Source organism: Arthrobacter sp. LT660, assembly GCF_056172845.1.
The window spans coordinates 553,923-574,875 of the sequence record NZ_CM149651.1 but is presented as its reverse complement, the minus strand read 5'-3'; the positions used below and the strand labels follow the sequence as shown (position 1 = coordinate 574,875).

General features: G+C 68.0%; 18 protein-coding genes, 1 tRNA gene and 1 pseudogene. 9 read left to right on the top strand and 11 right to left on the bottom strand.

Annotated elements, in window-relative coordinates:
- Nucleotides 1–7: 7 nt before the first annotated feature.
- Nucleotides 8–877, top strand: a complete 870-nt coding sequence (locus AC0QSG_RS02660; RefSeq protein WP_435726225.1) for a PAC2 family protein — start codon at nucleotides 8–10, stop codon at nucleotides 875–877.
- Here AC0QSG_RS02660 and mshC read toward each other — a convergent pair.
- From mshC to AC0QSG_RS02645, 3 genes are read right to left on the bottom strand one after another with little or no spacing between them, the layout of a single operon-like run.
- Nucleotides 874–2,151, bottom strand: coding sequence for a cysteine--1-D-myo-inosityl 2-amino-2-deoxy-alpha-D-glucopyranoside ligase (gene mshC / locus AC0QSG_RS02655; protein WP_475376560.1), 1,278 nt, complete (start codon nucleotides 2,149–2,151; stop codon nucleotides 874–876). The genes AC0QSG_RS02660 and mshC overlap by 4 nt on opposite strands.
- Nucleotides 2,152–2,191: 40 nt before the next feature.
- On the bottom strand, nucleotides 2,192–3,025 hold the full coding sequence (locus AC0QSG_RS02650; RefSeq protein ID WP_475376559.1) for an undecaprenyl-diphosphate phosphatase: 834 nt from the start codon (nucleotides 3,023–3,025) through the stop codon (nucleotides 2,192–2,194).
- A gap of 57 nt (nucleotides 3,026–3,082) precedes the next feature.
- Nucleotides 3,083–3,358: a hypothetical protein gene (locus tag AC0QSG_RS02645; RefSeq protein ID WP_475376558.1), complete on the bottom strand. Its 276-nt coding sequence runs from the start codon at nucleotides 3,356–3,358 to the stop codon at nucleotides 3,083–3,085.
- A 41-nt stretch (nucleotides 3,359–3,399) separates the two neighbouring features.
- On the opposite strand from AC0QSG_RS02645, the gene AC0QSG_RS02640 reads away from it, so the two are divergent.
- Complete coding sequence (locus tag AC0QSG_RS02640) at nucleotides 3,400–3,642, top strand: DUF5703 family protein (protein ID WP_475376557.1); 243 nt, start codon at nucleotides 3,400–3,402, stop codon at nucleotides 3,640–3,642.
- A gap of 74 nt (nucleotides 3,643–3,716) precedes the next feature.
- Here the strand turns inward: AC0QSG_RS02640 and AC0QSG_RS02635 are convergent, their stop codons facing one another.
- Entirely contained in the window at nucleotides 3,717–5,045 is a 1,329-nt protein-coding gene (locus tag AC0QSG_RS02635; RefSeq protein WP_475376556.1) for a M20/M25/M40 family metallo-hydrolase, read from the bottom strand.
- Between the two features lie 157 nt (nucleotides 5,046–5,202).
- Between AC0QSG_RS02635 and AC0QSG_RS02630 the strand changes: the two genes are divergently transcribed.
- Nucleotides 5,203–5,287, top strand: a tRNA-Leu gene (locus AC0QSG_RS02630).
- A 265-nt stretch (nucleotides 5,288–5,552) separates the two neighbouring features.
- Nucleotides 5,553–6,248 (top strand): annotated as a pseudogene (locus AC0QSG_RS02625) (M23 family metallopeptidase); the annotation flags it as partial.
- An 86-nt stretch (nucleotides 6,249–6,334) separates the two neighbouring features.
- Here AC0QSG_RS02625 and AC0QSG_RS02620 read toward each other — a convergent pair.
- Entirely contained in the window at nucleotides 6,335–6,865 is a 531-nt protein-coding gene (locus AC0QSG_RS02620; RefSeq protein WP_475377355.1) for a hypothetical protein, read from the bottom strand.
- A 442-nt stretch (nucleotides 6,866–7,307) separates the two neighbouring features.
- Here AC0QSG_RS02620 and AC0QSG_RS02615 point away from each other — a divergent pair, with 442 nt between their 5' ends.
- Nucleotides 7,308–8,588 (top strand): glycosyltransferase, encoded by a 1,281-nt coding sequence (locus tag AC0QSG_RS02615; RefSeq protein ID WP_475376555.1) that lies wholly within the window; start codon nucleotides 7,308–7,310, stop codon nucleotides 8,586–8,588.
- A gap of 11 nt (nucleotides 8,589–8,599) precedes the next feature.
- Here AC0QSG_RS02615 and AC0QSG_RS02610 read toward each other — a convergent pair whose 3' ends face one another.
- Genes AC0QSG_RS02610 through AC0QSG_RS02600 form a run of 3 tightly spaced genes read right to left on the bottom strand, consistent with a single transcriptional unit; the run spans nucleotide 8,600 to nucleotide 12,161 of the window.
- Nucleotides 8,600–9,508, bottom strand: a complete 909-nt coding sequence (locus AC0QSG_RS02610) for a MaoC family dehydratase (RefSeq protein WP_475376554.1) — start codon at nucleotides 9,506–9,508, stop codon at nucleotides 8,600–8,602.
- Complete coding sequence (locus tag AC0QSG_RS02605) at nucleotides 9,505–10,842, bottom strand: 3-oxoacyl-ACP reductase (RefSeq protein WP_435726106.1); 1,338 nt, start codon at nucleotides 10,840–10,842, stop codon at nucleotides 9,505–9,507. Before AC0QSG_RS02605 ends, AC0QSG_RS02610 begins: the two co-directional genes overlap by 4 nt.
- A 2-nt stretch (nucleotides 10,843–10,844) precedes the next feature.
- Nucleotides 10,845–12,161 (bottom strand): acetyl-CoA C-acetyltransferase, encoded by a 1,317-nt coding sequence (locus AC0QSG_RS02600; RefSeq protein ID WP_475376553.1) that lies wholly within the window; start codon nucleotides 12,159–12,161, stop codon nucleotides 10,845–10,847.
- A gap of 78 nt (nucleotides 12,162–12,239) precedes the next feature.
- Between AC0QSG_RS02600 and AC0QSG_RS02595 the strand changes: the two genes are divergently transcribed.
- Both AC0QSG_RS02595 and AC0QSG_RS02590 read left to right on the top strand, forming a co-directional pair.
- Nucleotides 12,240–12,965 (top strand): TetR/AcrR family transcriptional regulator, encoded by a 726-nt coding sequence (locus AC0QSG_RS02595; RefSeq protein ID WP_475376552.1) that lies wholly within the window; start codon nucleotides 12,240–12,242, stop codon nucleotides 12,963–12,965.
- Nucleotides 12,962–15,052, top strand: a complete 2,091-nt coding sequence (locus AC0QSG_RS02590) for an acyl-CoA dehydrogenase family protein (protein WP_475376551.1) — start codon at nucleotides 12,962–12,964, stop codon at nucleotides 15,050–15,052. The genes AC0QSG_RS02595 and AC0QSG_RS02590 overlap by 4 nt, the downstream gene beginning before the upstream one ends.
- Nucleotides 15,053–15,101: 49 nt before the next feature.
- Here AC0QSG_RS02590 and glgA read toward each other — a convergent pair whose 3' ends face one another.
- Complete coding sequence (glgA, locus tag AC0QSG_RS02585; protein WP_475376550.1) at nucleotides 15,102–16,304, bottom strand: glycogen synthase; 1,203 nt, start codon at nucleotides 16,302–16,304, stop codon at nucleotides 15,102–15,104.
- A 100-nt stretch (nucleotides 16,305–16,404) separates the two neighbouring features.
- Between glgA and glgC the strand changes: the two genes are divergently transcribed.
- Nucleotides 16,405–17,646 (top strand): glucose-1-phosphate adenylyltransferase, encoded by a 1,242-nt coding sequence (gene glgC / locus AC0QSG_RS02580; protein WP_475376549.1) that lies wholly within the window; start codon nucleotides 16,405–16,407, stop codon nucleotides 17,644–17,646.
- A gap of 32 nt (nucleotides 17,647–17,678) precedes the next feature.
- Complete coding sequence (locus AC0QSG_RS02575; protein WP_435726100.1) at nucleotides 17,679–19,157, top strand: SDR family NAD(P)-dependent oxidoreductase; 1,479 nt, start codon at nucleotides 17,679–17,681, stop codon at nucleotides 19,155–19,157.
- Here the strand turns inward: AC0QSG_RS02575 and AC0QSG_RS02570 are convergent, their stop codons facing one another.
- Together AC0QSG_RS02570 and AC0QSG_RS02565 are read right to left on the bottom strand one after the other, a co-directional pair.
- Nucleotides 19,158–20,009 carry a transglutaminase family protein gene (locus AC0QSG_RS02570; protein ID WP_475376548.1) on the bottom strand — a complete coding sequence of 284 codons (852 nt, stop codon included), beginning with the start codon at nucleotides 20,007–20,009 and terminating at the stop codon, nucleotides 19,158–19,160.
- Nucleotides 20,006–20,932, bottom strand: a complete 927-nt coding sequence (locus AC0QSG_RS02565; protein WP_435726098.1) for an alpha-E domain-containing protein — start codon at nucleotides 20,930–20,932, stop codon at nucleotides 20,006–20,008. The genes AC0QSG_RS02570 and AC0QSG_RS02565 overlap by 4 nt, the downstream gene beginning before the upstream one ends.
- Between the last annotated feature and the right edge of the window lie 21 nt (nucleotides 20,933–20,953).

Here is a 20,953-nt window from a genome sequence, read left to right as displayed (position 1 = left end):
CACCATCATGGTGGTCGCCTTCGAGGGCTGGAACGACGCCGGCGAGGCCGCGAGCGATTCCGTCCGCCTCCTTGCGCGGCTTTGGAAGGCCAAGAAGGTGGGACAAATTGGCGACGACGATTACTACGACTACCAGTTCTCGCGTCCCACGGTCCGGCGGAACGCCGCCGGCAAGCGAATCATCCACTGGCCGGCCACACGGCTGTACCGGGCCAGCATCCCGAACAGCGGCGTCGACGTGCTTCTGGTGCGCGGCGTGGAGCCGACCTACCGGTGGAAGGCTTTCACGGGGGAGCTGCTGACGCTCGCCGAGATGGAGAACGTCAAGGCCGTGGTGCTGGTGGGAGCCCTTCTTGCCGACGTCCCGCACACGCGGCCGATTCCCGCGACCATGACCAGTGAGGACGCCCACCTGCGGGAGGTGCTCTCGGCGGAACCGGCCACCTACGAGGGTCCCACCGGAATCCTTGGTGTCCTTGCGGAGACGGCGGATTCCGCCGGCCTGCCCACGGTGTCCATTTGGGCGGCGGTGCCGCACTACGTCGGACAGTCCCCTTCACCCAAGGCCGCCCTCGCCTTGCTCCGGCAGTTGGAGGAGCTCCTACGGGTGAGTCTGGACGTGCATTCCGTCGCGGAGGACGCGGAGGCCTGGGAACGCGGGGTCAACGAATTGGCGGGAGAGGATCCGGAAATCGCGGCCTACGTCCACCAGTTGGAGGAGGCGCAGGACGCCACGGAGCTGCCGGAGGCGTCCGGGGAATCCATTGCCCGCGAATTCGAGCGCTACCTTAAACGCCGGGCCCGGGGCGGCCGCGATGGGCGCGACCGCGACGGCCGCGAAGGGTATGGCGGCAACTCCGGAGACGAATCGGACTAGCGCCCGGCATTCGGCGCGGCGAGGCGCAGGCCCAAAAGAGCGTCGGCGGCTGCCGCCGCCAGCTCGGTTCCGGTTCCCGCGGCCGCTGGGTCACCGGTGGCGGCAGACCACGCGTCCAAGGCATCCAACGCGCCCGGCGCATCGAGGTCGTCCGCCAAGCGGGCGCGAATTGCACCCAACAGGTCGATCGCCTCGGCCTCGGTGGCGGTCGGAAGCCGACGGCGCCAGGCGGCGACGCGGGCGTGCGCCTCCTCCAGCAGGGCATCCGTCCAGAACCAGTCGGTGCGGTAGTGCCGGCCAAGCAGCACGGCGCGCACGGCCACCGGGTCGACTCCGGCAGCGCGCAACTTCGAGACCAGCACCAGGTTGCCCCGAGATTTGCTCATCTTTTCGCCGTCAAGGCCGACCATCCCGGTGTGTACGTAGTGGCTCGCCAACGGCTTGCCGTCCGAGGCCGACGCATGGCCCGCCGAGAACTCGTGGTGCGGGAAGACCAGATCCGATCCTCCGCCCTGGACCGTGAAGGGTGCGGGCAGGAACCGCCGCGCGATGACCGAGCACTCGATGTGCCAGCCGGGCCGTCCGGAGCCGAGCGACGCGCCGTCCCATTCGGGTTCGCCATCGCGGCGCACGCGCCAGAGGAGCGGGTCGAGGCTGTCCCGTTTGCCGGGACGGTCCGGGTCTCCGCCCCGTTCGGCGAAGAATCCAAGCATGGTCTCACGGTCGTATCCACTGACGTCACCCAGGGTCCAGGCGGACGTGGCCGCGCCCCGGGCGTCGAAGTACACGTCGCCGTCGGGCTCGCCGCCGGTTCCGGGGACCCGGTAGGCGATGTCCCGGGCAAGAAGTTCCTCCACCACGGGCACGATCCAGTCGACGGACTCCACCGCCCCGATGTAGTGCCGCGGCGGAAGGACGTTCAGTGCTTCCATGTCGCCGCGGAACAGGTCGGTCTGCTCGCGTGCCAACTCGCGCCAGTCGACACCGGTGGCCGTGGCCCGTTCCAGCAGGGGATCGTCGACATCCGTGACGTTCTGGACGTACGTGACGTCCAAGCCGGCGTCGAGCCACGCGCGGTGAAGCAGGTCGAAGGCCACGTATGTGGCGGCGTGTCCCATATGGGTCGCGTCATACGGCGTGATGCCGCAGACGTAGAGCCCCGCGCCGTCGGCCGTGGTCGGGCTTTCGAGGCGCCCGCTGGAGGAGTCGTGGATGCGCGGCGGCGGCGCGGTGTCGGGCAGTGCGGGGACGTGGGGCGCGGACCAGGCGTGCACGGACGGTCCTTTCGAGGGTGCCGGGAAAGATGGACGAAGGCTACGCGCTGATGACGTTGAGACCCAGCAGGAGGTAGATGGCGAGGCCAAGAAGCACGCGGTACCAGACGAAGAGCCGGTAGGTGTGGGTGGAGATGTACTTCAGGAGCCAGCCCACGATGACGAAACCGACCACGAAGGCAATAACCGTGGCCAGCAGGGTTTCGGCCATGCCGTACGGTCCGGTCATTCCCTCGGAGCCCAGGGCCTTGGCCAGCTTGTAGAAGCCGGAGGCGAAAACGGCGGGGATGGCCAGGAGGAACGAGTACCGCGTGGCCGCTTCGCGTGTGTAGCCCATGAGCATGCCGCCGGTGATGGTGCCTCCGGAGCGCGAAACTCCCGGGATGAGCGCCATGGCCTGCGCGAAGCCGTAAAGGATTCCGTGCTTGTAGGTGAGTTGGTTGATCGTGCGCTCCTGCTTGCCAATCGTGTCGGCCACCGCGAGGATCAGCCCGAAGACGATCAGTGTGGTCGCCACCAGCCAGAGGCTCCGGAACGTGGAGTCGATCTGTTCCTCGAACAGGAGACCGAGGACGCCGATCGGTACGCTGCCGAGGATGATCAGCCAACCCATGCGCGCGTCCGGATCCTTCCGGTCGACGCGTCCCGTGAGGGACCCGGCCCAGGCCTTGACGATCCGCACGATGTCGCGCCAGAAGAACAGCACGACGGCGGTCTCGGTACCCAGTTGGGTGATGGCGGTAAACGCGGCGCCGGGATCGCTGGCGTTGGGCAGGAATTCCCCGACGATGCGCAAGTGTGCGCTGGAGGAGATCGGAAGGAACTCGGTGAGCCCTTGTACAAGGCCCAAGAAGGCGGCTTCGAACCAATTCACAGGTGAGAGACTACTTGACGGTCTGCGCGTGACCCGATTCGGCACGCGTGAGACGCATCATGCGTCGATGGATGTTTCCCGGTCCTTCGATCCGTCACCGGCGCCGCCGGCGTCTTCCGTCTCGTCGTCCTCGTCGTCGTAGAGCTCCAGCGGCGTCACTTCGCCGTAGGACTCGTAGAGCGCGTCCTCGTACTCCTCGAAGGCATCCGAGATCCCGTAGAACGCGGTTTCCACGGCCGGGTCCGAATCGCCGCGTCGGGAGGAGACGGCGGACAGGTGCTCCTCGAATGCGGATACCAGGGCCTGCAACGCAATGCGTGGATCAGTGCTCATGGACTAGACGCTACCCGCTGAATGGGCACAATGGACAGGACATGATGGAAAAAACCACTGCGAACCCGGAACTGCATCGAGACCCCTCAGGGGGCTTCGAGTACCTCGTCATGACATTCCTTCCGGGGCAGAGCCTCTCCGAGGCCCGCCGCTCCCTGACCGAGCACGCGGAATACGGCAAGTGGGAGTTGCGTCGGAGCCTCGTCTACGTCGGAGGCAGGCGACGCGTCTGGCTGCGACGCCGACTCATGCGGGTCGAGCGCACGCTTCCACCACTGCTGTAGCCTCCGGGCCAGTCGGGCGGCGCCATCCCGTTCCCTCGGTCCACGTCGGGCGTGCCCCTCCGCCTGCGTGTCTCCTAATACGTCGTGAGCAGACGGTGCAGAACGCGTGTGCCGAACTGCAGCGAATCGGTCGGGACCCGCTCGTCGACGCCATGGAACATTCCGGTGAAATCGAGATCGGCGGGGAGCCGCAGGGGGGCGAATCCGTACCCGGTGATGCCGAGCCTGGACAGGGACTTGTTGTCCGTCCCGCCGGAGAGCATGTAGGGCAGGACGACGGCGTCGGGATCCTCCGCCTTCAGCGAATCCACCATGTTGTCCACCAGGTTTCCGGCGAAAGGGACTTCGAGCGCCGTGTCCGTGTGGATCTTGGTGATGTCGATCCCCGAGCCCGCCAACTCGCGGAGGGTCTCCATGACCAGTTCATCGCGGCCGGGCAGCGTTCGGCAGTCGATCAGCGCCTCGGCACCGCCGGGGATCACGTTGTGTTTGTATCCGCCCTTCAGCATCGTGGGGTTGGAGGTGTTCCGCAAGGTGGCCCCCACGAATCGCGCGACGGTGCCCAATTCATCAAGCAATGCTTCGGGATCGTCCTCGGTGAATTCGACGCCGGTCAGCTCCGAGACACCCTCGAGGAACGCACGGGTCGTCTTCGTGTACTCGATCGGCCACTCGTGGCGGCCGATGCGGCCCACGGCCTCGGCCAGACGCGTCACGGCGTTGTCGTCGTTCATCTGCGACCCGTGGCCGGCGCGCCCCGAGGCGGCCAGCTTGAGCCACGCGATCCCCTTCTCCGCCGTCTGGAGGAAGTACGCGCGCTTTCCACCGACCGTCGACGAGAAGCCCCCCACCTCGCTGATCGCTTCGGAGGCCCCCTCGAAGAGTTCGGGATGCTTGTCGACCAGCCACGAGGCCCCATAGTCCCCGCCGGCTTCTTCGTCGGCGAAGAACGCGAAGACCATATCGCGGCGCGGACGAGTCCCTTCCCGGTGCATCTGGCGTTGGACCGCCAGGATCATGGCGTCCATGTCCTTCATGTCAACCGCCCCGCGGCCCCAAATCATGCCGTCCTTGACCTCCGCGGCGAAGGGATCCACACTCCAGTCCTCCTTGAGCGCGGGAACCACGTCGAGGTGGCCGTGGACCACCAACGCCGGAAGCGAGGGATCCGTCCCAGCCATGCGGGCGACCACACTGGCACGGCCGGGCGAGGATTCGAAGATGCGCGGTTCCAATCCGCTCTCCCCCATGAGACCCGCAACGTACTCGGCGGCATCGCGCTCGCCGCGGCTGTCGTTGCCGCCGAAGTTGGAGGTGTCGAAGCGGATGAGGTCGCGGCAAATGTCCACGACCTCATCGGATGCCCGTGCCCCTTGCGTGCCGTTCATCGGTTCTTCCGTCATGGCTGCACCTTCCGCTAGTACTAGTGCAACCAGACTATCGGGGCCGAGGGAAGGGCGGAATTGGGATTGGCAGCCCGCCCGTGTTAGAGTCTTACTCGCCGCTTTCGCCGGTTGTGAAGCTCCCCGGAGCATCTGATCCAGGCGAAAGCTATCACCTGCGCGGGTGGCGGAATAGGCAGACGCGCTAGCTTGAGGTGCTAGTCCACGGATAGTGGGTGGGGGTTCAAGTCCCCCCTCGCGCACGATGAAGAGGCCCTGATCGGAGCAATCCGATCGGGGCCTTTTTGGCGTCCGCGCGCCCGATGCGGCCCCGCCCCACAAATCCCAAGGTTAGTACATGATTACACAACACCTTGGACTTGTGGGTGAATAGGGCCTTGACCGCGGACAAAGTGTCCTCGCGCAGACCCTAGACCGACTCCCCGGCCGCCTGTACCGTAAGGGCAACGCAGCTGTCATTCCGGCGGAAATGAATTTTGGGGACCGCCGGAAACTTAGGGGAACAAAATGACAAAGCAGGGGAGCCTGCGGCGAACTGGGGTTAGCCGCGGCAATGTTTTATTGACCTGGCGTTGGCTTGCCACAGCCACCGCCGCGGCACTGATCGTGGGGTCTACTCCCGCCGCCGGCGGATTGCCGGCAGTTCGTGGCCAAGCGACGGTCGCCGGCCAGGGGACCTCCTTGGCCGCCGCGGTGTCGGCCGTCGTCGTGGGCACATACGCCATGCCCGGATACCTACCGCCGGCGGGTGTCGTCGCACGGCAGCCAAGCGTCTGGGAACGGCCCAGCGGCCTGGAGGTCAACCGCGACGGCAGCGCGGCCGACGGCGAAAGCGTCGTACGGGCAGTGGATCGGCTGGCACTGGTTGGAGCCAACGCGGGGCTGCCCGAAAAACTCCAATTGGCCCACCCGGTGTCCAGCCGGAACATCACCAGTCCGTTCGGCTGGCGTAAAAACCCCACTGGCCCCGGCCACCAGATCCACATTGGGCAGGACTATGCCATACCCTGCGGGATGCCCGTTCGTGCGGCGGAAGCCGGAACCGTGCTGCAGTCGGCATGGGCCGGCCACTCCGGATACAGAATCACCATCGACCACGGTTCAGGTGTCCAGACCGCCTACAGCCATAACTCGCTTTTGGTGGCCAGGGTGGGCGGCAAGGTCTCCCAAGGATCACTCATCGCGCTCTCGGGCACCACCGGAAACTCCACCGGCTGCCACGTTCACTTCGAGGTGTACCTGAACGGCAAATGGACTGATCCCGCCCTCTATCTCCCGGTGGTACCGGGTCAGCCGCGACCGCTTTCCCCCGTCGAGCTGGGGGATATCCAGGCGGCCCAAAGACAACCCGACGCCATTGCGGCCGGTTCTACCCATCGTGCGTCGACGGATAAATCCACTCTGGCCCCGGCCAGCGATCGCCGACCCGTTGCTTCGGCGTCCCCGGCGACCGCCGGCCCCGCGCCTTCGGCAACCCAGTCGCCCGCCGGCACGTCCTCCCACGCGGATCCGAGCACACCGCGCGATCCCTCGCCCCGGACGTCCACGCCGCCGGCCACGCCCCAGGCAACGCCGAAGCCCACGCCGTCACCGAAGCCCACCCCCTCGCCGAGCAGCGAGCCCCCGACTCCCTCCTCGCCGGGGCCATCCTCCCCCGCGCCGGACAGCCCATCCTCGCCGCCTTCGACGGCCACACCGGACCAGTTCTCGCCGCCGGCGAATGCAACACCGGCGCCGACCCCAGCCTCACCACCGTCCACTCCGGCGCCCGACCCGTCTCCGTCGCCCCCCGTCCCCGACCCGTCTCCGATATCGAGCACGCCGCCGCCAACCCGTCCGACGCCGCTGCCCGTGCCCGAATCGACAGCGCCCGCGGCATCGCCTATCCCAGTGGTGTCAGCGACCCCCTCGGTTTCCCTCCCGGCATCTCCCGAACCACCCTGCGAGCCCCCCGCGACTGAAGCCGACGCGGTCATCACGGCCGACCCCGTGGACTGCGGCCCCGTGGCAACGACGGACTCCACGGGCGCAGCCGAACCCACCGGCGCCGCCGCTGCCGCCGTCCTCCCCTAGAGCGCGCCAGGGTGAGGACGGTCAGAGGCGGGTTGCCACACGCGGAAGGGCCGCCACCACTGCCGGGTCTCCGGGACCACGTCTAGGTGCGCGTCCATGGCCTGACTGGCGGCTCCCGACGCGCGGGGCTAATCTTCTAGGGTCATGACCCGGCTACCGCCGGCCCGCCTCGAGGAAGCCCGTGTCCCATTGAGCACCCAGCGCCCGCACGACGCATCGGCCCGGGATAAGCGCTCCGCACCGGGGAACGGCGCCGACGCCGCATTGCGCGTGGCCATGCTCTCGCTGCACACGTCCCCGTTGTCCCAGCCGGGCACGGGCGACGCCGGCGGAATGAACGTCTACGTCCGCCAGCTCTCGGCCGAGCTCTCCACCTATGGGGTACACGTGGATATCTTCACCCGCGCCGTGGACGGCACCGGCACGGTCCACCTAAGCGACGGCGTCACGGTCCACCACATCGCCGCCGGCCCCCGGGGCCCGCTGTCCAAGGAAAAACTTCCCCGCCATCTGCCGGAGATCGTCGCGGCCATCAACGATTGCTGTTCGGGTCGCTTCGATCTGTTGCACAGCCATTACTGGATGTCGGGATTGGCCGGGCTCGAACTGGCGCACGATTGGGGCGTCCCGCTGGTCCACACCATGCACACCATGGGAAAGGTCAAGCGCGAACACCACGCCGACGCGGACGAACCGGACCGGCGCGTCCAGGCGGAATCCCGCTTGGTGCTCGAGTCCAGGCGGTTGACCGCCAACACGCCCGCGGAAAGGGGAGAACTCGTGTCACACTACGGCGCCGAAAGCGCCCGCATCGACATGGTGCCCCCGGGCGTCGACCTCGCCGTCTTCCGCCCGGACGGACCGTCCCGCTGGACCGGATTCGCCACGCCGGCCACCGGTGCGGGAACACCCCCGCTACGGCTGCTGTTTGCCGGCCGGATCCAGAAGCTCAAGGGCCCGCACATCCTGATCCGCGCCCTGGGGCTGTTGGCCCGCAGCCGACCCGACCTCTCCTTCGAACTCACTGTCCTGGGATCCCTTAGCGGCGTTACCGAACTTGATCTCCACCGTCTGGTCGCCGAGGAAGGCGTGCAGGGCAGCGTGCTCCTCCTGCCGCCCGTCCCCGCCGATGAGCTAGCCGCCTGGTTCCGCGGCGCCGACGTCGTCGCCGTCCCGTCGTACAGCGAGTCCTTCGGCCTGGTCGCCATGGAGGCACAAGCCTGCGGAACGCCCGTCCTGGCGCACGACGTCGGCGGCCTGCCGCACACGGTCCGCGACGGCGAAACGGGGCTCCTCGTCCGCGGCCTCGAGCCGCGACGGTGGGCCGATGCCCTGGAGCAGCTGGCGGAGCAGCCCAACCGTCTCGTGTGGTGGGGCGCCGCCGCCGCGCGGCACGCCGCGGGCTTCAGCTGGTCCCGGACCACCGAGGCCGCGCTCGCTTCCTACGCACGGGCGCTCGGAACCGCCTAGCCCCGCCCGCCTTACCCGCTTTCGCCGGCCCCTGCTCCGTGATAGGGCCTGACCGAGCCCGAGAAGTGCCGGCGCGTGGAATCCGCCGTCCAACCCGCGAAACGCTTTTCGGCTCCTCTCGTTTCCACCCGAAGCCGGACGGTCCCAGGAAGGGACACGGGGGATTCGAACGCGACCGACCAGGCGTGCCCGCCGTCGTGCGGCGCCGTGGCGGCCAGCGCCCGCCCCGCCAGGTACATCCCGTGTGCGATGTGGCGCCGCATGCCCAGGGCCCGTGCCGGCGCCAAGCCCAGATGGATGGGGTTGTAGTCCCCCAGGACGCCAGCAAACCGACGTCCGGTGTCCGCTCCGAGCCGCCACACCCCCGTGGCCGGTCCCTCCGCGGCGGGGTCCTCCCGGGCCGGCCGCATCGGACGGGCTCCGTTCCAGATGCCCTTCGCCAAATACGTGGAAACCCCGCGCCACACAAGATCCTCGGAAACGGAAGCTTCGGACACCAGATCGACCATGGTCCCCGCATGGTGCGGACGAAGGTTCTCGGCCCAGACACGGACGGCCAGAGTCTCGTCGGCACCGATGGCCCGCAGGTGCTCGGTCTCGTTGGCGAGATGGATCATGCCCAGCAGGGGTAGCGGAAAGGCACGGTCGGCGAGGACCGTCATCGCCACGGGAAACACCATGCCGTGCACAAAAACACTCGGCAACGCGTCCCGCAACGTGTCCCCCATCATCCTTTGGTAGGCGTGCAGACGCCGCGGATCCGCGCGGACGCCCTGGACACCGTACTCCAGGTCCGGCAACCGCATCGGACCCTGCGCCCGTCCCGGCCGGACAACCGACCCGAGGTGGCTGGCCGCGGCGGAGGCATAGAGCCCGCCCAACCCGGGAACCGAATCCAGCGCTACCGTCCGGCGGCTCATGCGCCCACCAGGCTTTGCCCGCAGACGCGAAGGGTCTGGCCGTTGATGCCGGCCGCGGAGTCGGAGGACAGGAACGCTACGGCTTCGGCGACGTCCACCGGGAGTCCGCCCTGCATCAGGGACGGCATCAGCAGACGTGCGACCGCCCGGGTTGCGACGGGTATCTTCGCCGTCATCTCGGTCTCGATGAATCCGGGTGCGACTGCGTTGATGCCTGCCGTCCCGCCGGTCAGCAACGGAGCCGTGGCGGCCACCATCCCGATGACGCCGGCCTTGGACGCCGCGTAGTTCGTCTGGCCGCGGTTCCCCGCAATCCCGCTGGTGGAGGCCAACGACACGATCCGCAGTCCCGTCAAGCGAGCATCGAGGAAGCCCCGGTTCATGCGCAACTGGGACTCGATGTTCACGGCCAGGACGGATTCCCACTTTCCGCGGTCCATGTTGGCCAGCAGCTTGTCCCGCGTGATGCCCGCGTTGTGCACCACGATGTCCAGGCGCCCGTGTCGTCCGACGGCGTGGGACACGATGACCTCCGCCGCGTCGGACCGGGTGACATCGACCTGCAGTGCGGTGCCCCCCACTTCGTTGGCGACTCCGGCGAGTGCGTCTCCCGCCGCGGGGACATCGACCACGACCACTGTCGCTCCGTCGCGGCGCAGGGTGCGCGCGATGGCGGCGCCGATCCCTCGGGCCGCGCCCGTGACCACGGCGACCTTCCCCGCCAAGGGAACGTCCCACGATGCCGGCAGGGTTCCACGCGTGGAGTCGATGCGAAGGGATTGTCCATCGACGTAGGCGCTGCGCCCCGACAGGAGAAAGCGCAGGGCCGCCACGGCGGACGGAGCATCGGCGCCGAGGCCCTCCGCAAGCTGGATCCCGTTGGCGGTGGCACCGCCGCGCAACTCGCGTCCGAGCGAACGCAGCAGGCCGGTCACGCCCTGCCGGGCCGCAGCCAGTTCCGGGGCATCGCCCACCGCCGGCGGGCGGGAGACGATGACCACCCGCCCGCCGGGCAGCAGGTGGCGCAATGCTCCCCCGGTCTCCAGCGCGGCCTCCGCCAAATCCGCGGGTTCCTCGACGGCGTCCAATGCGAGGACGATGGCTCCGATCCCATCGGACCCCGTGTCGTGGCGGCGGACGTCCAGTCCCCAACCGAGCATGGTTTCCGCGAGATGGAACGCTGCCTTGCCTGCACCGAGGAGCACCACGGGTCCCGGCACCAAGGGGGCGTCCGGCGTGTTGCGGCGAAGTGTGGCGGGACGGGGCAGGCCAAGCGCTTTGGCAAGCTCCTTGCTGAGTCCCGTGTTGACCAATTTCAAGTAGCTGTCCGCCATGGTCAGCGCGCCTCCAGGATTGCGACAACACCTTGGCCGCCGGCTGCGCACACGGAGATCAAACCCCGTCCGCTGCCTTTCTCGTGCAGGAGTTTCGCCAGTGTCGCGACGATCCTGCCGCCGGTCGCGGCGAACGGGTGGCCGGCGGCCAGCGAGGAGCCGTTGACGTTCAGCCGCGAGCGGTCGATGGCCCCCAGCGGCGCATCGAGACCGAGCTTGTTGCGGCAGAAGTCCGGGTCCTCCCATGCGGCCAACGTGGAAAGCACGGTACCGGCGAACGCCTCGTGGATCTCATAGAAGTCGAAGTCCTGGAGCGTCAGTCCGTTGCGCTGAAGGAGCCGCGGTACGGCGTAGGCGGGGGCCATCAGCAACCCTTCCCCGCCGTGCACGAAGTCGACCGCCGCGGATTCGAAGTCCACGAAGTTGGCCAGCATGGGCAGGTCATTCTCCCGCGCGAACTCCTCTGAACCGAGCAAGACGGTGGACGCGCCGTCGGTCAGGGGGGTGGAATTGCCCGCGGTCATGGTGGCGGCCTCCCCCAGGTCCCTGCCGAATGCAGGCTTGAGTGAGGCCAACTTTTCCGGCGTGGTGTCCGCGCGGAGGTTGTTGTCGCGGGCGACTCCCCTGAACGGCGTCACGAGGTCGTCGAAGAAGTGCCTGTCGTAGGCCGCGGCCAGGTTCCGGTGGCTAGCCAGCGCCAACGCGTCCTGTGCCTCGCGGGTGATTCCCCATGCCGCGGTCGTGCGCGACTGGTGATCGCCCATGGACAGGCCCGTCCGCGGCTCGCCTGTGCCCGGCGCGTTGGGCGCAAGGTCCCTCGGGCGTAGTTTCGCGACCGCGGCGAGGCGCCCCTGCAGGGTCTTGGCCCGCGACAGCTCCAGCAAGACCGAGCGCAGTCCCTCGCTGACGGCGATGGGCGCGTCCGAGGTCGTGTCCACCCCGCCGCCGATCGCGGATTCAAGCTGGCCAAGCCGGATCTTATTCGCCAGTGAGCCGATGGCCTCCATGCCGCTGGCGCAGGCCATCTGAACGTCGTAGGCCGGGGTGTGCGGAGACAGTGCGGTACCCATAACCGCTTCACGCACCAGGTTGAAGTCCTTCGAATGCTTGAGGACGGCGCCTGCCGCCACGGCGCCGACGCGCTGCCCCTGTAGTCCGAACCGGGCCACGAGTCCGTCGAGGGCCGCGGTGAGCATGTCCTGGTTCGATGCCAGCGCGTACTTTCCGTTCGATCGGGCAAACGGGATGCGGTTCCCGCCGATCACTACGGCGGGACGGACGGTTCCGGCATTGGCGCCGGGACTGGGGTTCGTTGCCATGGACTACTCCTGGATGTCGTGTGACGTGGGTTACCGATACCAAGCGTACCTGATACGCTCAGTATCGTGAACAATTCGATGCGTCCAATCACAGACCCCGCGACGGCCCCCGGCGACGGCCGTTCCGCGCGCTGGGACGCCCACCGCGAGTCCCGGCGCCTCGAGTTGGTCAGCGTCGCCCGCCGGGCCATCCATCGGCTCGGAGCGGACGCCTCCATGGAGGACGTGGCCGCAGCCGCCGGAACCAGCAAGTCCGTTTTCTACCGGTACTTCGGGGACAAGAACGGCTTGCGCCGCGCCGTCGGCGAGGTGGTCATCAGCCAAATGCAATCGAAGATGATCGATGCCGCCCGCCGCGCCACCAACGAGGAAGAAAGCCTGCGGGCCATGGTCGGCGCCTATCTGCACATGGCGCAGACCTCTCCCAATGTCTACTTCTTTGTGACCTCCTCCACCGATTCACTGGGGGCACCGGAGTCCACCGGAACCGAACCCGGGCCGCTCCACCATTTCTTCGAGGACATCACCACCATGATGGGCGAACGGCTGCACGCCTACGCCGAAGACCGCGGATCCCCTGCCGAAGACAACGCGGCCCTGGATCTATGGCCACGCGCAGCCCTCGGAATGGTGCGGGCCGCAGGCGAGTCGTGGCTCACGTTGCCAGACGGCCCGTTGAAACCATCGCAGGAGGAAATCTCCGAAACCATCACCGGCTGGCTCGTCCGCGGCATCGCACGCCGCACCGAGGACGCGCCGGCCAGCACACCTTCAGTCCACAGCCACGAAAGGCCACCGCAGTGACTCAGGAAACACCAACCTCCACCACCGCCAATCCGGGGGTCGATGTCGCCGCGCTCGGCGAACAGCTCTTGGGCAAGTGGGCCGACATCCGCAGGCAGGCACGCGATCTGGCGGCCCGTCCGGAGTTCCAGCGCGTCGAGGGACTCGGCATGGACCAGCACCGGGAACGGGTTTTGGGCCAGCTGCACCTCCTCGTGGAAGCCAATGCGGTCTCGCGGTCCCTGCCCAAGCGTCTCGGCGGCGAGGACAACCACGGCGGCAACGTCGCCAACTTCGAGGAGATGGTGGTCGCCGATCCCTCGCTGCAGATCAAAGCGGGCGTGCAGTGGGGCCTCTTCGGTTCCGCCGTTGTGCATCTGGGCACCGAGGAGCACCAGGACAAGTGGTTGCCGGGCATCATGTCCATGGATATCCCGGGTGCCTTCGCCATGACCGAGATCGGCCACGGTTCGGACGTCGCCAGCATCGCCACCACGGCCACGTACGACGAGACCGCCGGCGAGTTCGTCATCCACACCCCCTTCCGGGCCGCGTGGAAGGACTACCTCGGCAACGCGGCCCTCCACGGCCGCGCCGCCGTCGTGTTCGCGCAGCTGATCAGCCGCGGCGTCAACCGCGGAGTCCACGCCTTCTACGTTCCCATCCGGGACGACGACGGATTCCTGCCGGGCATCGGCGGGGAAGACGACGGGCTCAAGGGCGGCCTGAATGGCATCGACAACGGCCGGCTGCACTTCACGCACGTCCGCATTCCCCGCACGAACCTGCTCAACCGGTACGGTGACGTGGCGGAGGACGGGACCTACTCCTCCCCCATCGGCAGCCCCGGCCGCCGGTTCTTCACCATGCTGGGAACGCTCGTGCAGGGCCGCGTCTCCCTGGACGGCGCAGCCGTCGCGGCCAGCAAGGTGGCCCTGCAGATCGCCGTCGGGTACGGCAACGAACGCCGCCAGTTCAACGCCTCCTCCACGACCACGGAGGAGGTGCTGATGGACTACCAGCGCCACCAGCGGCGCCTGATCACCCGGATCGCCACGACGTACGCGATGTCGTTCGCACACGAGGAGCTCCTGGAGAAATTCGACGACGTGTTCTCCGGCGCGAGCGACACGGACGCGGACCGCCAGGACCTGGAGACGCTGGCGGCGGCCCTCAAGCCGACGTCGACATGGCACGCCCTGGACATCCTGCAGGAGTGCCGGGAGGCCTGCGGTGGGGCCGGGTTCCTGACGAAGAACCGCTTTACGTCGCTACGCGCCGACCTGGATGTGTATGCCACCTTCGAGGGCGACAACAACGTGCTCCTGCAGTTGGTCGCCAAACGCCTGCTGGCGGACTACGCCCAGGAATTCCGCCACCTCGACGCGGGCGTGCTGGCGCGCTATGTGGTGCGCCGGGCGGAGCACGTGGCACTCAACCGTTCCGGCCTGCGCCAGCTCGCGCAGACCTGGGCGGACACGGGATCCGAGAAGCGCTCGGCCAACTTTCTCAAGGATGCGGACACGCAGCGTGACCTGTTGACCGACCGCGTCCGCACCATGGTCGGGGAAGTCGCGGACCAGATGCGTGGCGCCGCCAAGCTGCCTCCGGAGGCCGCGGCCGCGGTTTTCAACGAACATCAGCACGAGGTGATCGAGGCGGCGAGGTCACACGCGGAGTTGCTGCTCTGGGAGGCCTTCACGCGCGGCGTGGAAAAGGTCGAGGATCCCGGCACGAAGTCCGTGCTGGTGTGGGTTCGGGACCTGTTCGGGCTTGGCCTGATCGAATCCAACCTGTCGTGGTACCTAATGCATGGACGCCTCTCCAACCAACGCGCCCGGACCCTCGGCCCCTACATCAACCGCCTCCTGGCCCGGCTGCGCCCACACGCCCAGGACCTGGTGGACGCGTTCGGATACCGGCCGGAGCACCTCCGGGCCGAGATCGCCACCGGCATCGAGGGCGAGCGCCAGGCCGAGGCCATGGAGCACAAACGCCGCGAACGCGCCTCCTCCGACGCGCCGATGGACGAGAAGGTCATGGTGGCTCGGCAAAAGGCGGAGGGGAAGGCCGCCCGGGCGGCTGCGGGGAACATCGCCGTCGGATAGCCCCGTGCCGGATCGCGCCACCCGCCGGTTCGGTGGCGCGATCCGCCCGTCAGCGGCCCGCTACGGCAGCCCGGTATACCTCGAGGGTCTTCTCCGCGATGGCCTCCCAGCTGAAATGCTCCGCCGCGCGCCCGCGGCCGGCCAGCCCCATGGCGCGCGCCCGCGCGGGATCCTCCAATGCGCGGTTCAACGCCTCCGCGAACGAACGCACGAACCCCTCGGGGTCCAGCGGCGTACCCGTGCCATCGGTGACCTGCTCCAGCGGCACCAGGTAGCCGGTTTCACCGTCGACGACGACCTCCGGAATCCCTCCGGTTGCGCTTGCCACCACGGCGGTCCCGCAGGCCATGGCCTCCAGGTTGACGATGCCGAGCGGTTCGTAGACCGACGGGCACGCGAACACGGTCGCGTGCGCCAGGACCTGGGTCAGTTCGGCGCGGGGCAGCATGCGTTCGATGACCACGACGCCGGTGCGGGTCGCCCTCAGCCCCTCGATCAGTTCGGCGACCTCTGCCGCGAGCTCGGGCGTGTCCGCCGCGCCCGCGCAGAGGACTAGTTGGACTTCCTCCGGCAGGTGCGCCGCGGCGCGCAACAGATAGGGGACGCCCTTTTGCCGCGTGATGCGCCCGACGAACGTCACCGACCGTCGATCGGGATCTATTCCCAGGCCGGCCAGCGCATCGGTTCCGGGGTCCGCGTTCCAGGTCTCGACATCGATCCCGTTGTGCACCACGTGCACACGTGCTGGATCCACCTCCGGGTAGGAACGGAGAATATCTTGGCGCATCCCGTCGGACACCGCGATGATCGCGGCGGCGGAGTGGTAGGCGGTGGATTCGGCCCAGGAGCTCAGTGCGTAGCCGCCACCGAGCTGCTCGGCCTTCCACGGCCGCAGGGGCTCCAGGGAATGCGCGCTGACGACATGCGGCACACCGTGCAACAACGAACCCAGATGGCCGGCCATGTTCGCGTACCAGGTGTGCGAATGCACCACATCGGCGCCGGCGAGGTTCTCGACGATGCCCAGGTCCGTGCCCAGCGTCTGGACGGCCGGGTTGGCGTCGGCCAATTCCGCCGGGGCGGCGTAGCTGGAGACCGTGGCGCCGTGGTAGTCCGCGGGCCGCGGCTCCCCGAACGCGTGGATGCGCAGATCAACCATGGGAGCCAGGACACGGCCGAGTTCGGCTACGTGGACTCCGGCGCCCCCGTAGATGGTCGGGGGGAATTCTTTGGTAATAATGTCGATTCTCACTCTGACAACGTAGTCCCTGCGGCGGCCGTCACATAGTGTGACACTGTAGTGATATCGCGGCCGGGCGGTGTGGCCCGGCAACAAACCCGAGGGAGCCTGCATGCCGACGAAGAAGGTCCTAGCCGTTGTTCTGGCCGGTGGGGAAGGCAAGCGACTGATGCCCCTCACCGCGGACCGAGCCAAGCCCGCCGTTCCGTTCGCCGGAAGCTACCGGCTCATCGATTTCGCCCTGTCGAATGTCGTGAACTCCGGGTACCGCAAGGTCGTGGTGCTGACGCAGTACAAATCGCACAGCCTCGACCGGCACATCTCGGAAACCTGGCGCATGTCCGTGCTGCTCGACAACTACGTTGCTTCCGTCCCCGCCCAGCAGCGGCTCGGCAAGGACTGGTTCCTGGGGTCGGCCAATGCCATCTACCAGTCCCTCAACCTGATCCACGACGCAAAGCCGGACTACGTCGTGGTCGTGGGCGCCGACCACGTCTACCGCATGGACTTCTCCGACATGCTGGAGGCACACATCAAGGCCGGCGTTTCAGCATCCGTGGCCGCTGTCCGCCAGCCCCTGGAGCTCGCCAACCAGTTCGGCGTCATCGAGGTCGACCCCGCGCGTCCGGACCGTATCGGCGCCTTCGTCGAGAAGCCCGCCACCACCCCCGGCCTGCCGGACGACCCGGGCAACTTCTTGGCGTCCATGGGCAACTACATCTTCAACACCGACGCGCTCATCGCGGCTCTCGAGGAAGACCACTCGCGCCAGGACACCAAGCACGACATGGGCGGGGACATCGTTCCGCATTTCGTGGAGCGGGGCGACTGCGGCGTCTACGACTTTTCGGCCAATCCCGTTCCCGGCGAGGACCACGGGGCGGGACGCTACTGGCGCGACGTGGGGACCCTGGACTCCTACTACGACGCGCACATGGATCTCATCGCGCCGATACCTCAGTTCAACCTGTACAACAAGGACTGGCCGCTGTTCACCCGGCAGACCACCTCGCCGCCGGCGAAGCTGGTGCGGGCCGCGGACGGGAGCCACGGCGAAGCCCACGATTCCATCCTCGCCGCGGGTGTCCTGATTTCCGGCGCCCGGGTCGAAAACTCCGTGCTGTCCACGGATGTCCGGCTGGGCAACGGCGCCCACGTCAGCGGCTCCGTGCTCCTGGACAACGTGGTGGTCGGCGAGGGTGCGCGCATCGACCGGGCGATCATCGACAAGAACGTGGTGGTACCGGACGGGGCGGAGATCGGCGTCGATCCGGCCCGCGACCGGGAACGGGGATTCACCGTGACCGAGTCCGGCATCACGGTCCTCAGCAAGGGCCAAGTCGTCATGCCATAGTCCGGCGCGCCTGGCGGTAGAGTTCTCGGGTCATGACTGATGCCCAGAACACCTTCTCCACGGAGGACCTGCAGGCCTGCCTGCGCGTCCTCGCCGCCGTCCATGTCCTGCCGGACGACGACGAGCGTTTCGTCGCCGTCCGGCACGCCACGGGCAAGATGTTCAAGGCGGTGAAGAAGCACCGCCGGACCACGGCACGGCTCGAGGAACTGGAGGCCGACCGTCTGACGATGGAGCGGACCGCCACGGGCGCCGCGGACCGGTTGGACGACGAAACCGAAGGGCTGCCCTTGGCCTCTTCGGCCGAGGGGGCAACGGCCGGCGAATACCGCCAACCGCGCAAGTGCTACGTCTGCAAGCAGGCTTTCACCCGGGTGGACGCGTTCCACCATCTGCTCTGTCCCGACTGCGCCGCGGATGGCCGGCACTGGCGCGAGGCGCGGGCCGATCTGACGGGCCGGACAGCGCTGCTGACCGGGGGCAGGGCAAAGATCGGCATGCACATCGCGCTTCGGCTCCTGCGCGACGGGGCACACACCACCATCACCACCAGGTTCCCCCGGGACGCCGCCCGCAGGTTCGCGGCGCTGCCCGATAGCGGCGACTGGCTGCACCGCCTGCGGATCGTCGGGATCGATCTCCGGGACCCGTCGCAGGTGGTCTCTCTGGCCGAGCGGATGGTCGCGGAGGGGCCGCTCGACATCCTGATCAACAACGCCGCCCAGACCGTCCGGCGCTCGGGCAACGCATACCGGCACCTGATCGAGGCCGAGTCGGTTCCGTTGTCCGAGTCGCTGAACCCCTCGCGTGGCGGACCCCAAGTCTGGGGCGCCGGCCATGCCCCCGAGGCGCATCCCCAGGCGTTGGCCGCCGCCTTCGACCTGGCGTCCGGAACCATGGACACGTCGCGGTCCGTGGATCCGGCGAGGCTCGCCGAACTTGCGATGACGGCCGGCTCGGCCTCGCTGGAGCGTATCGCCGCCGGCACCGCCATCGATGCCGGCGGACTCGTTCCGGACCTCGTGAGTGAAAACAGCTGGACCCAGACACTCGGAGAGGTGGAGGCGCTCGAGCTCCTGGAGGTCCAGCTGTGCAACGTCACGGCCCCCTTCCTGCTGGCCAGTCGACTGAGGCCCGCCCTGGCCGCCGCGCGGTCGCGCCGCAAGTACGTGGTCAACGTGTCCGCCATGGAGGGCCAGTTCTCCCGCCGGTACAAGGGCGCCGGACACCCGCACACCAACATGGCGAAGGCATCCCTGAACATGCTCACGCGGACTTCGGCCGAGGAGCTCTTCCAGACGGACGGCATCCTCATGACGGCCGTGGACACCGGTTGGATCACCGACGAGCGACCGCACGACTCCAAGATCCGGCACGCCGCGGAGGGCTGGCACGCGCCCTTGGATCTCGTCGACGGCGCGGCGCGCGTCTACCAGCCCATCGTCGAGGGCGAGCGCGGGGTGGACCTCTACGGCTGCTTCATCAAGGACTACCGGCCCTCCGAATGGTAGCTAGGCGACCCGCGTGACCAGCACGCTCACGGTCAGGGTGGCGTCGCCCCCGCCGGCCTGGATGCCCTGCAGCGGGCTGACGTCGCGATAGTCCCTGCCGCGCGCCACGGAAACGTGGAGGTCCCCGGCGGGCTTGTGGTTCGTGGGATCCCACGAGCGCCATTCCCCGTCCCACCATTCGATCCACGCGTGCGACTGTCCGGCAATCGTCTCCCCGATCGCGGCATCGGGCCGGGGATGGATGTATCCGGACACGTAGCGGGCCGGGATCCCCAGTGCGCGCAACGCGCCGAGGGCCAGATGCGCCAGGTCCTGGCAAACTCCGCGCCGCTCGCGCCACGCGTCCTCCGCGTTGAAGTGCACGCCGGTGACTCCCGGCACGTATTCCATGGTGCCGCGGATCCAGGCCAACACGGCCTGCGCGGCCTCGTGCGGCGTCCCCAGGTCGCGGAAGCCGGCCACGGCGTCCCGAACCTCGCTGCCGGGCTCGCTGAGCCTGGACTGCGGAAGCCAGTCTGCGTAGTCGTCCATGGCGTCCTGATCGTCGACGACGTCCCACGAGACGATCGCGTCGGGTCCGGAAGGGCGCTCGGTGCGGTGCACCTCGACCGTTGCCTCGGCGTCGACCTGGAGATAGTCGTGGGTGCTGGCCATGTCGAAGGACGTGACGCGCGTTCCCCAGTAGTCCCGGTGGTTCGCGGGAACGGCCACGGACGGCAGGACCGAGACGGTACTCTCCAGCACCACCTGCTGCGCGTCCGTCAGCGGAGACATGCGCGCCTCGTTGTAGGACAGCGCGACCCGACCGGAGTAGTCGTAGCGGGTGCGGTGGTGGATCTTGAGTCGTGTCATGACATCTCTCCTACCCATGCGGTGTCTACGGCCCGCGAAAAGTACTTGCGGCTGATGGCGTCCGAGGTCTGGGCGCAGGCCTTCTGCACGCGTTCCATGTGCTCCGGCAGTTCCAGCAGCAGGTCCTCGGACTGGTGGAACTCGAGGAACGACCGTGCCTGTCCGACAATCCGGCGCGCATCGCTGTGGAACCCCATGCGCTGGCTGGAGGGATCCAGCCGTTTCAGGCACTCCTCGGCCTCGGTCAGGGAGTAGACGATGGAGCGCGGAAACAGGCGGTCCAGAAGGAGGAACTCGGCGGCGGACTTTTCGCCGAAGGCCGCGCGCTCGGTCCGCAGGAACGACTCATAGGCACCCGCGCACCGGAGCATGTTCACCCACGACAGCCCGGAAGCCTGGGCGTCTGCGGTGGAGAGCATCCGCGCGGTCATGTCGGCCTTCTCCAGCGAGCGGCCCAGCATCAGGAAGTTCCACGACTCGTCCTTGCTCATGGTCGTGTCGGCCGAGCCGCGCACCATGGCCGTGCGCTCGAGCACCCAGTGGCAGAACCGGAAGGTCCCGACGACGTCCTTGCGGTGCTGGCCCAGTCCGTACCAGGTGGCGTTCAACGTCTCCCAGAGTGCCGACGAGACGGTCTCTCGCGCGCGGCGCGCGTTTTCCCGCGCCGCGCCAAGGGCGCCGGCGATCGACGCCGCGTTGGCCCGGTCGTAGGCCATGTGGTGGAGCAGGTCGGCCAGGTCGAAGTCCTCGCCGTCGGAGCGCACGCCCATGACCGCAAGCAGTTCCTGCGAGGCGGTGCGCTGCTCGGCGAGCGGCATCTGGTTCAGCCGCTCCAGGTGGACGTCGAGGATGCGCGCGGTTCCGTCTGCGCGCTCTATGTAGCGACCGATCCAGAAGAGTGATTCCGCGATGCGGCTCAGCATGCTGGTCTCCCGTTCATGACG

Bases quoted from the DNA above. Each gene is read 5' to 3' on its own strand.
- AC0QSG_RS02605 (WP_435726106.1), bottom strand. From the start codon at position 10,842: ATGGCGGACAGCTACTTGAAATTGGTCAACACGGGACTCAGCAAGGAG.
- AC0QSG_RS02645 (WP_475376558.1), bottom strand. From the start codon at position 3,358: ATGAGCACTGATCCACGCATTGCGTTGCAGGCCCTGGTATCCGCATTC.
- AC0QSG_RS02600 (WP_475376553.1), bottom strand. From the start codon at position 12,161: ATGGCAACGAACCCCAGTCCCGGCGCCAATGCCGGAACCGTCCGTCCC.
- AC0QSG_RS02575 (WP_435726100.1), top strand. From the start codon at position 17,679: ATGACTGATGCCCAGAACACCTTCTCCACGGAGGACCTGCAGGCCTGC.
- AC0QSG_RS02635 (WP_475376556.1), bottom strand. From the start codon at position 5,045: ATGACGGAAGAACCGATGAACGGCACGCAAGGGGCACGGGCATCCGAT.
- AC0QSG_RS02660 (WP_435726225.1), top strand. From the start codon at position 8: ATGGTGGTCGCCTTCGAGGGCTGGAACGACGCCGGCGAGGCCGCGAGC.
- AC0QSG_RS02570 (WP_475376548.1), bottom strand. From the start codon at position 20,009: ATGACACGACTCAAGATCCACCACCGCACCCGCTACGACTACTCCGGT.
- glgC (WP_475376549.1), top strand. From the start codon at position 16,405: ATGCCGACGAAGAAGGTCCTAGCCGTTGTTCTGGCCGGTGGGGAAGGC.
- AC0QSG_RS02595 (WP_475376552.1), top strand. From the start codon at position 12,240: ATGCGTCCAATCACAGACCCCGCGACGGCCCCCGGCGACGGCCGTTCC.
- AC0QSG_RS02640 (WP_475376557.1), top strand. From the start codon at position 3,400: ATGATGGAAAAAACCACTGCGAACCCGGAACTGCATCGAGACCCCTCA.
- AC0QSG_RS02565 (WP_435726098.1), bottom strand. From the start codon at position 20,932: ATGCTGAGCCGCATCGCGGAATCACTCTTCTGGATCGGTCGCTACATA.
- AC0QSG_RS02610 (WP_475376554.1), bottom strand. From the start codon at position 9,508: ATGAGCCGCCGGACGGTAGCGCTGGATTCGGTTCCCGGGTTGGGCGGG.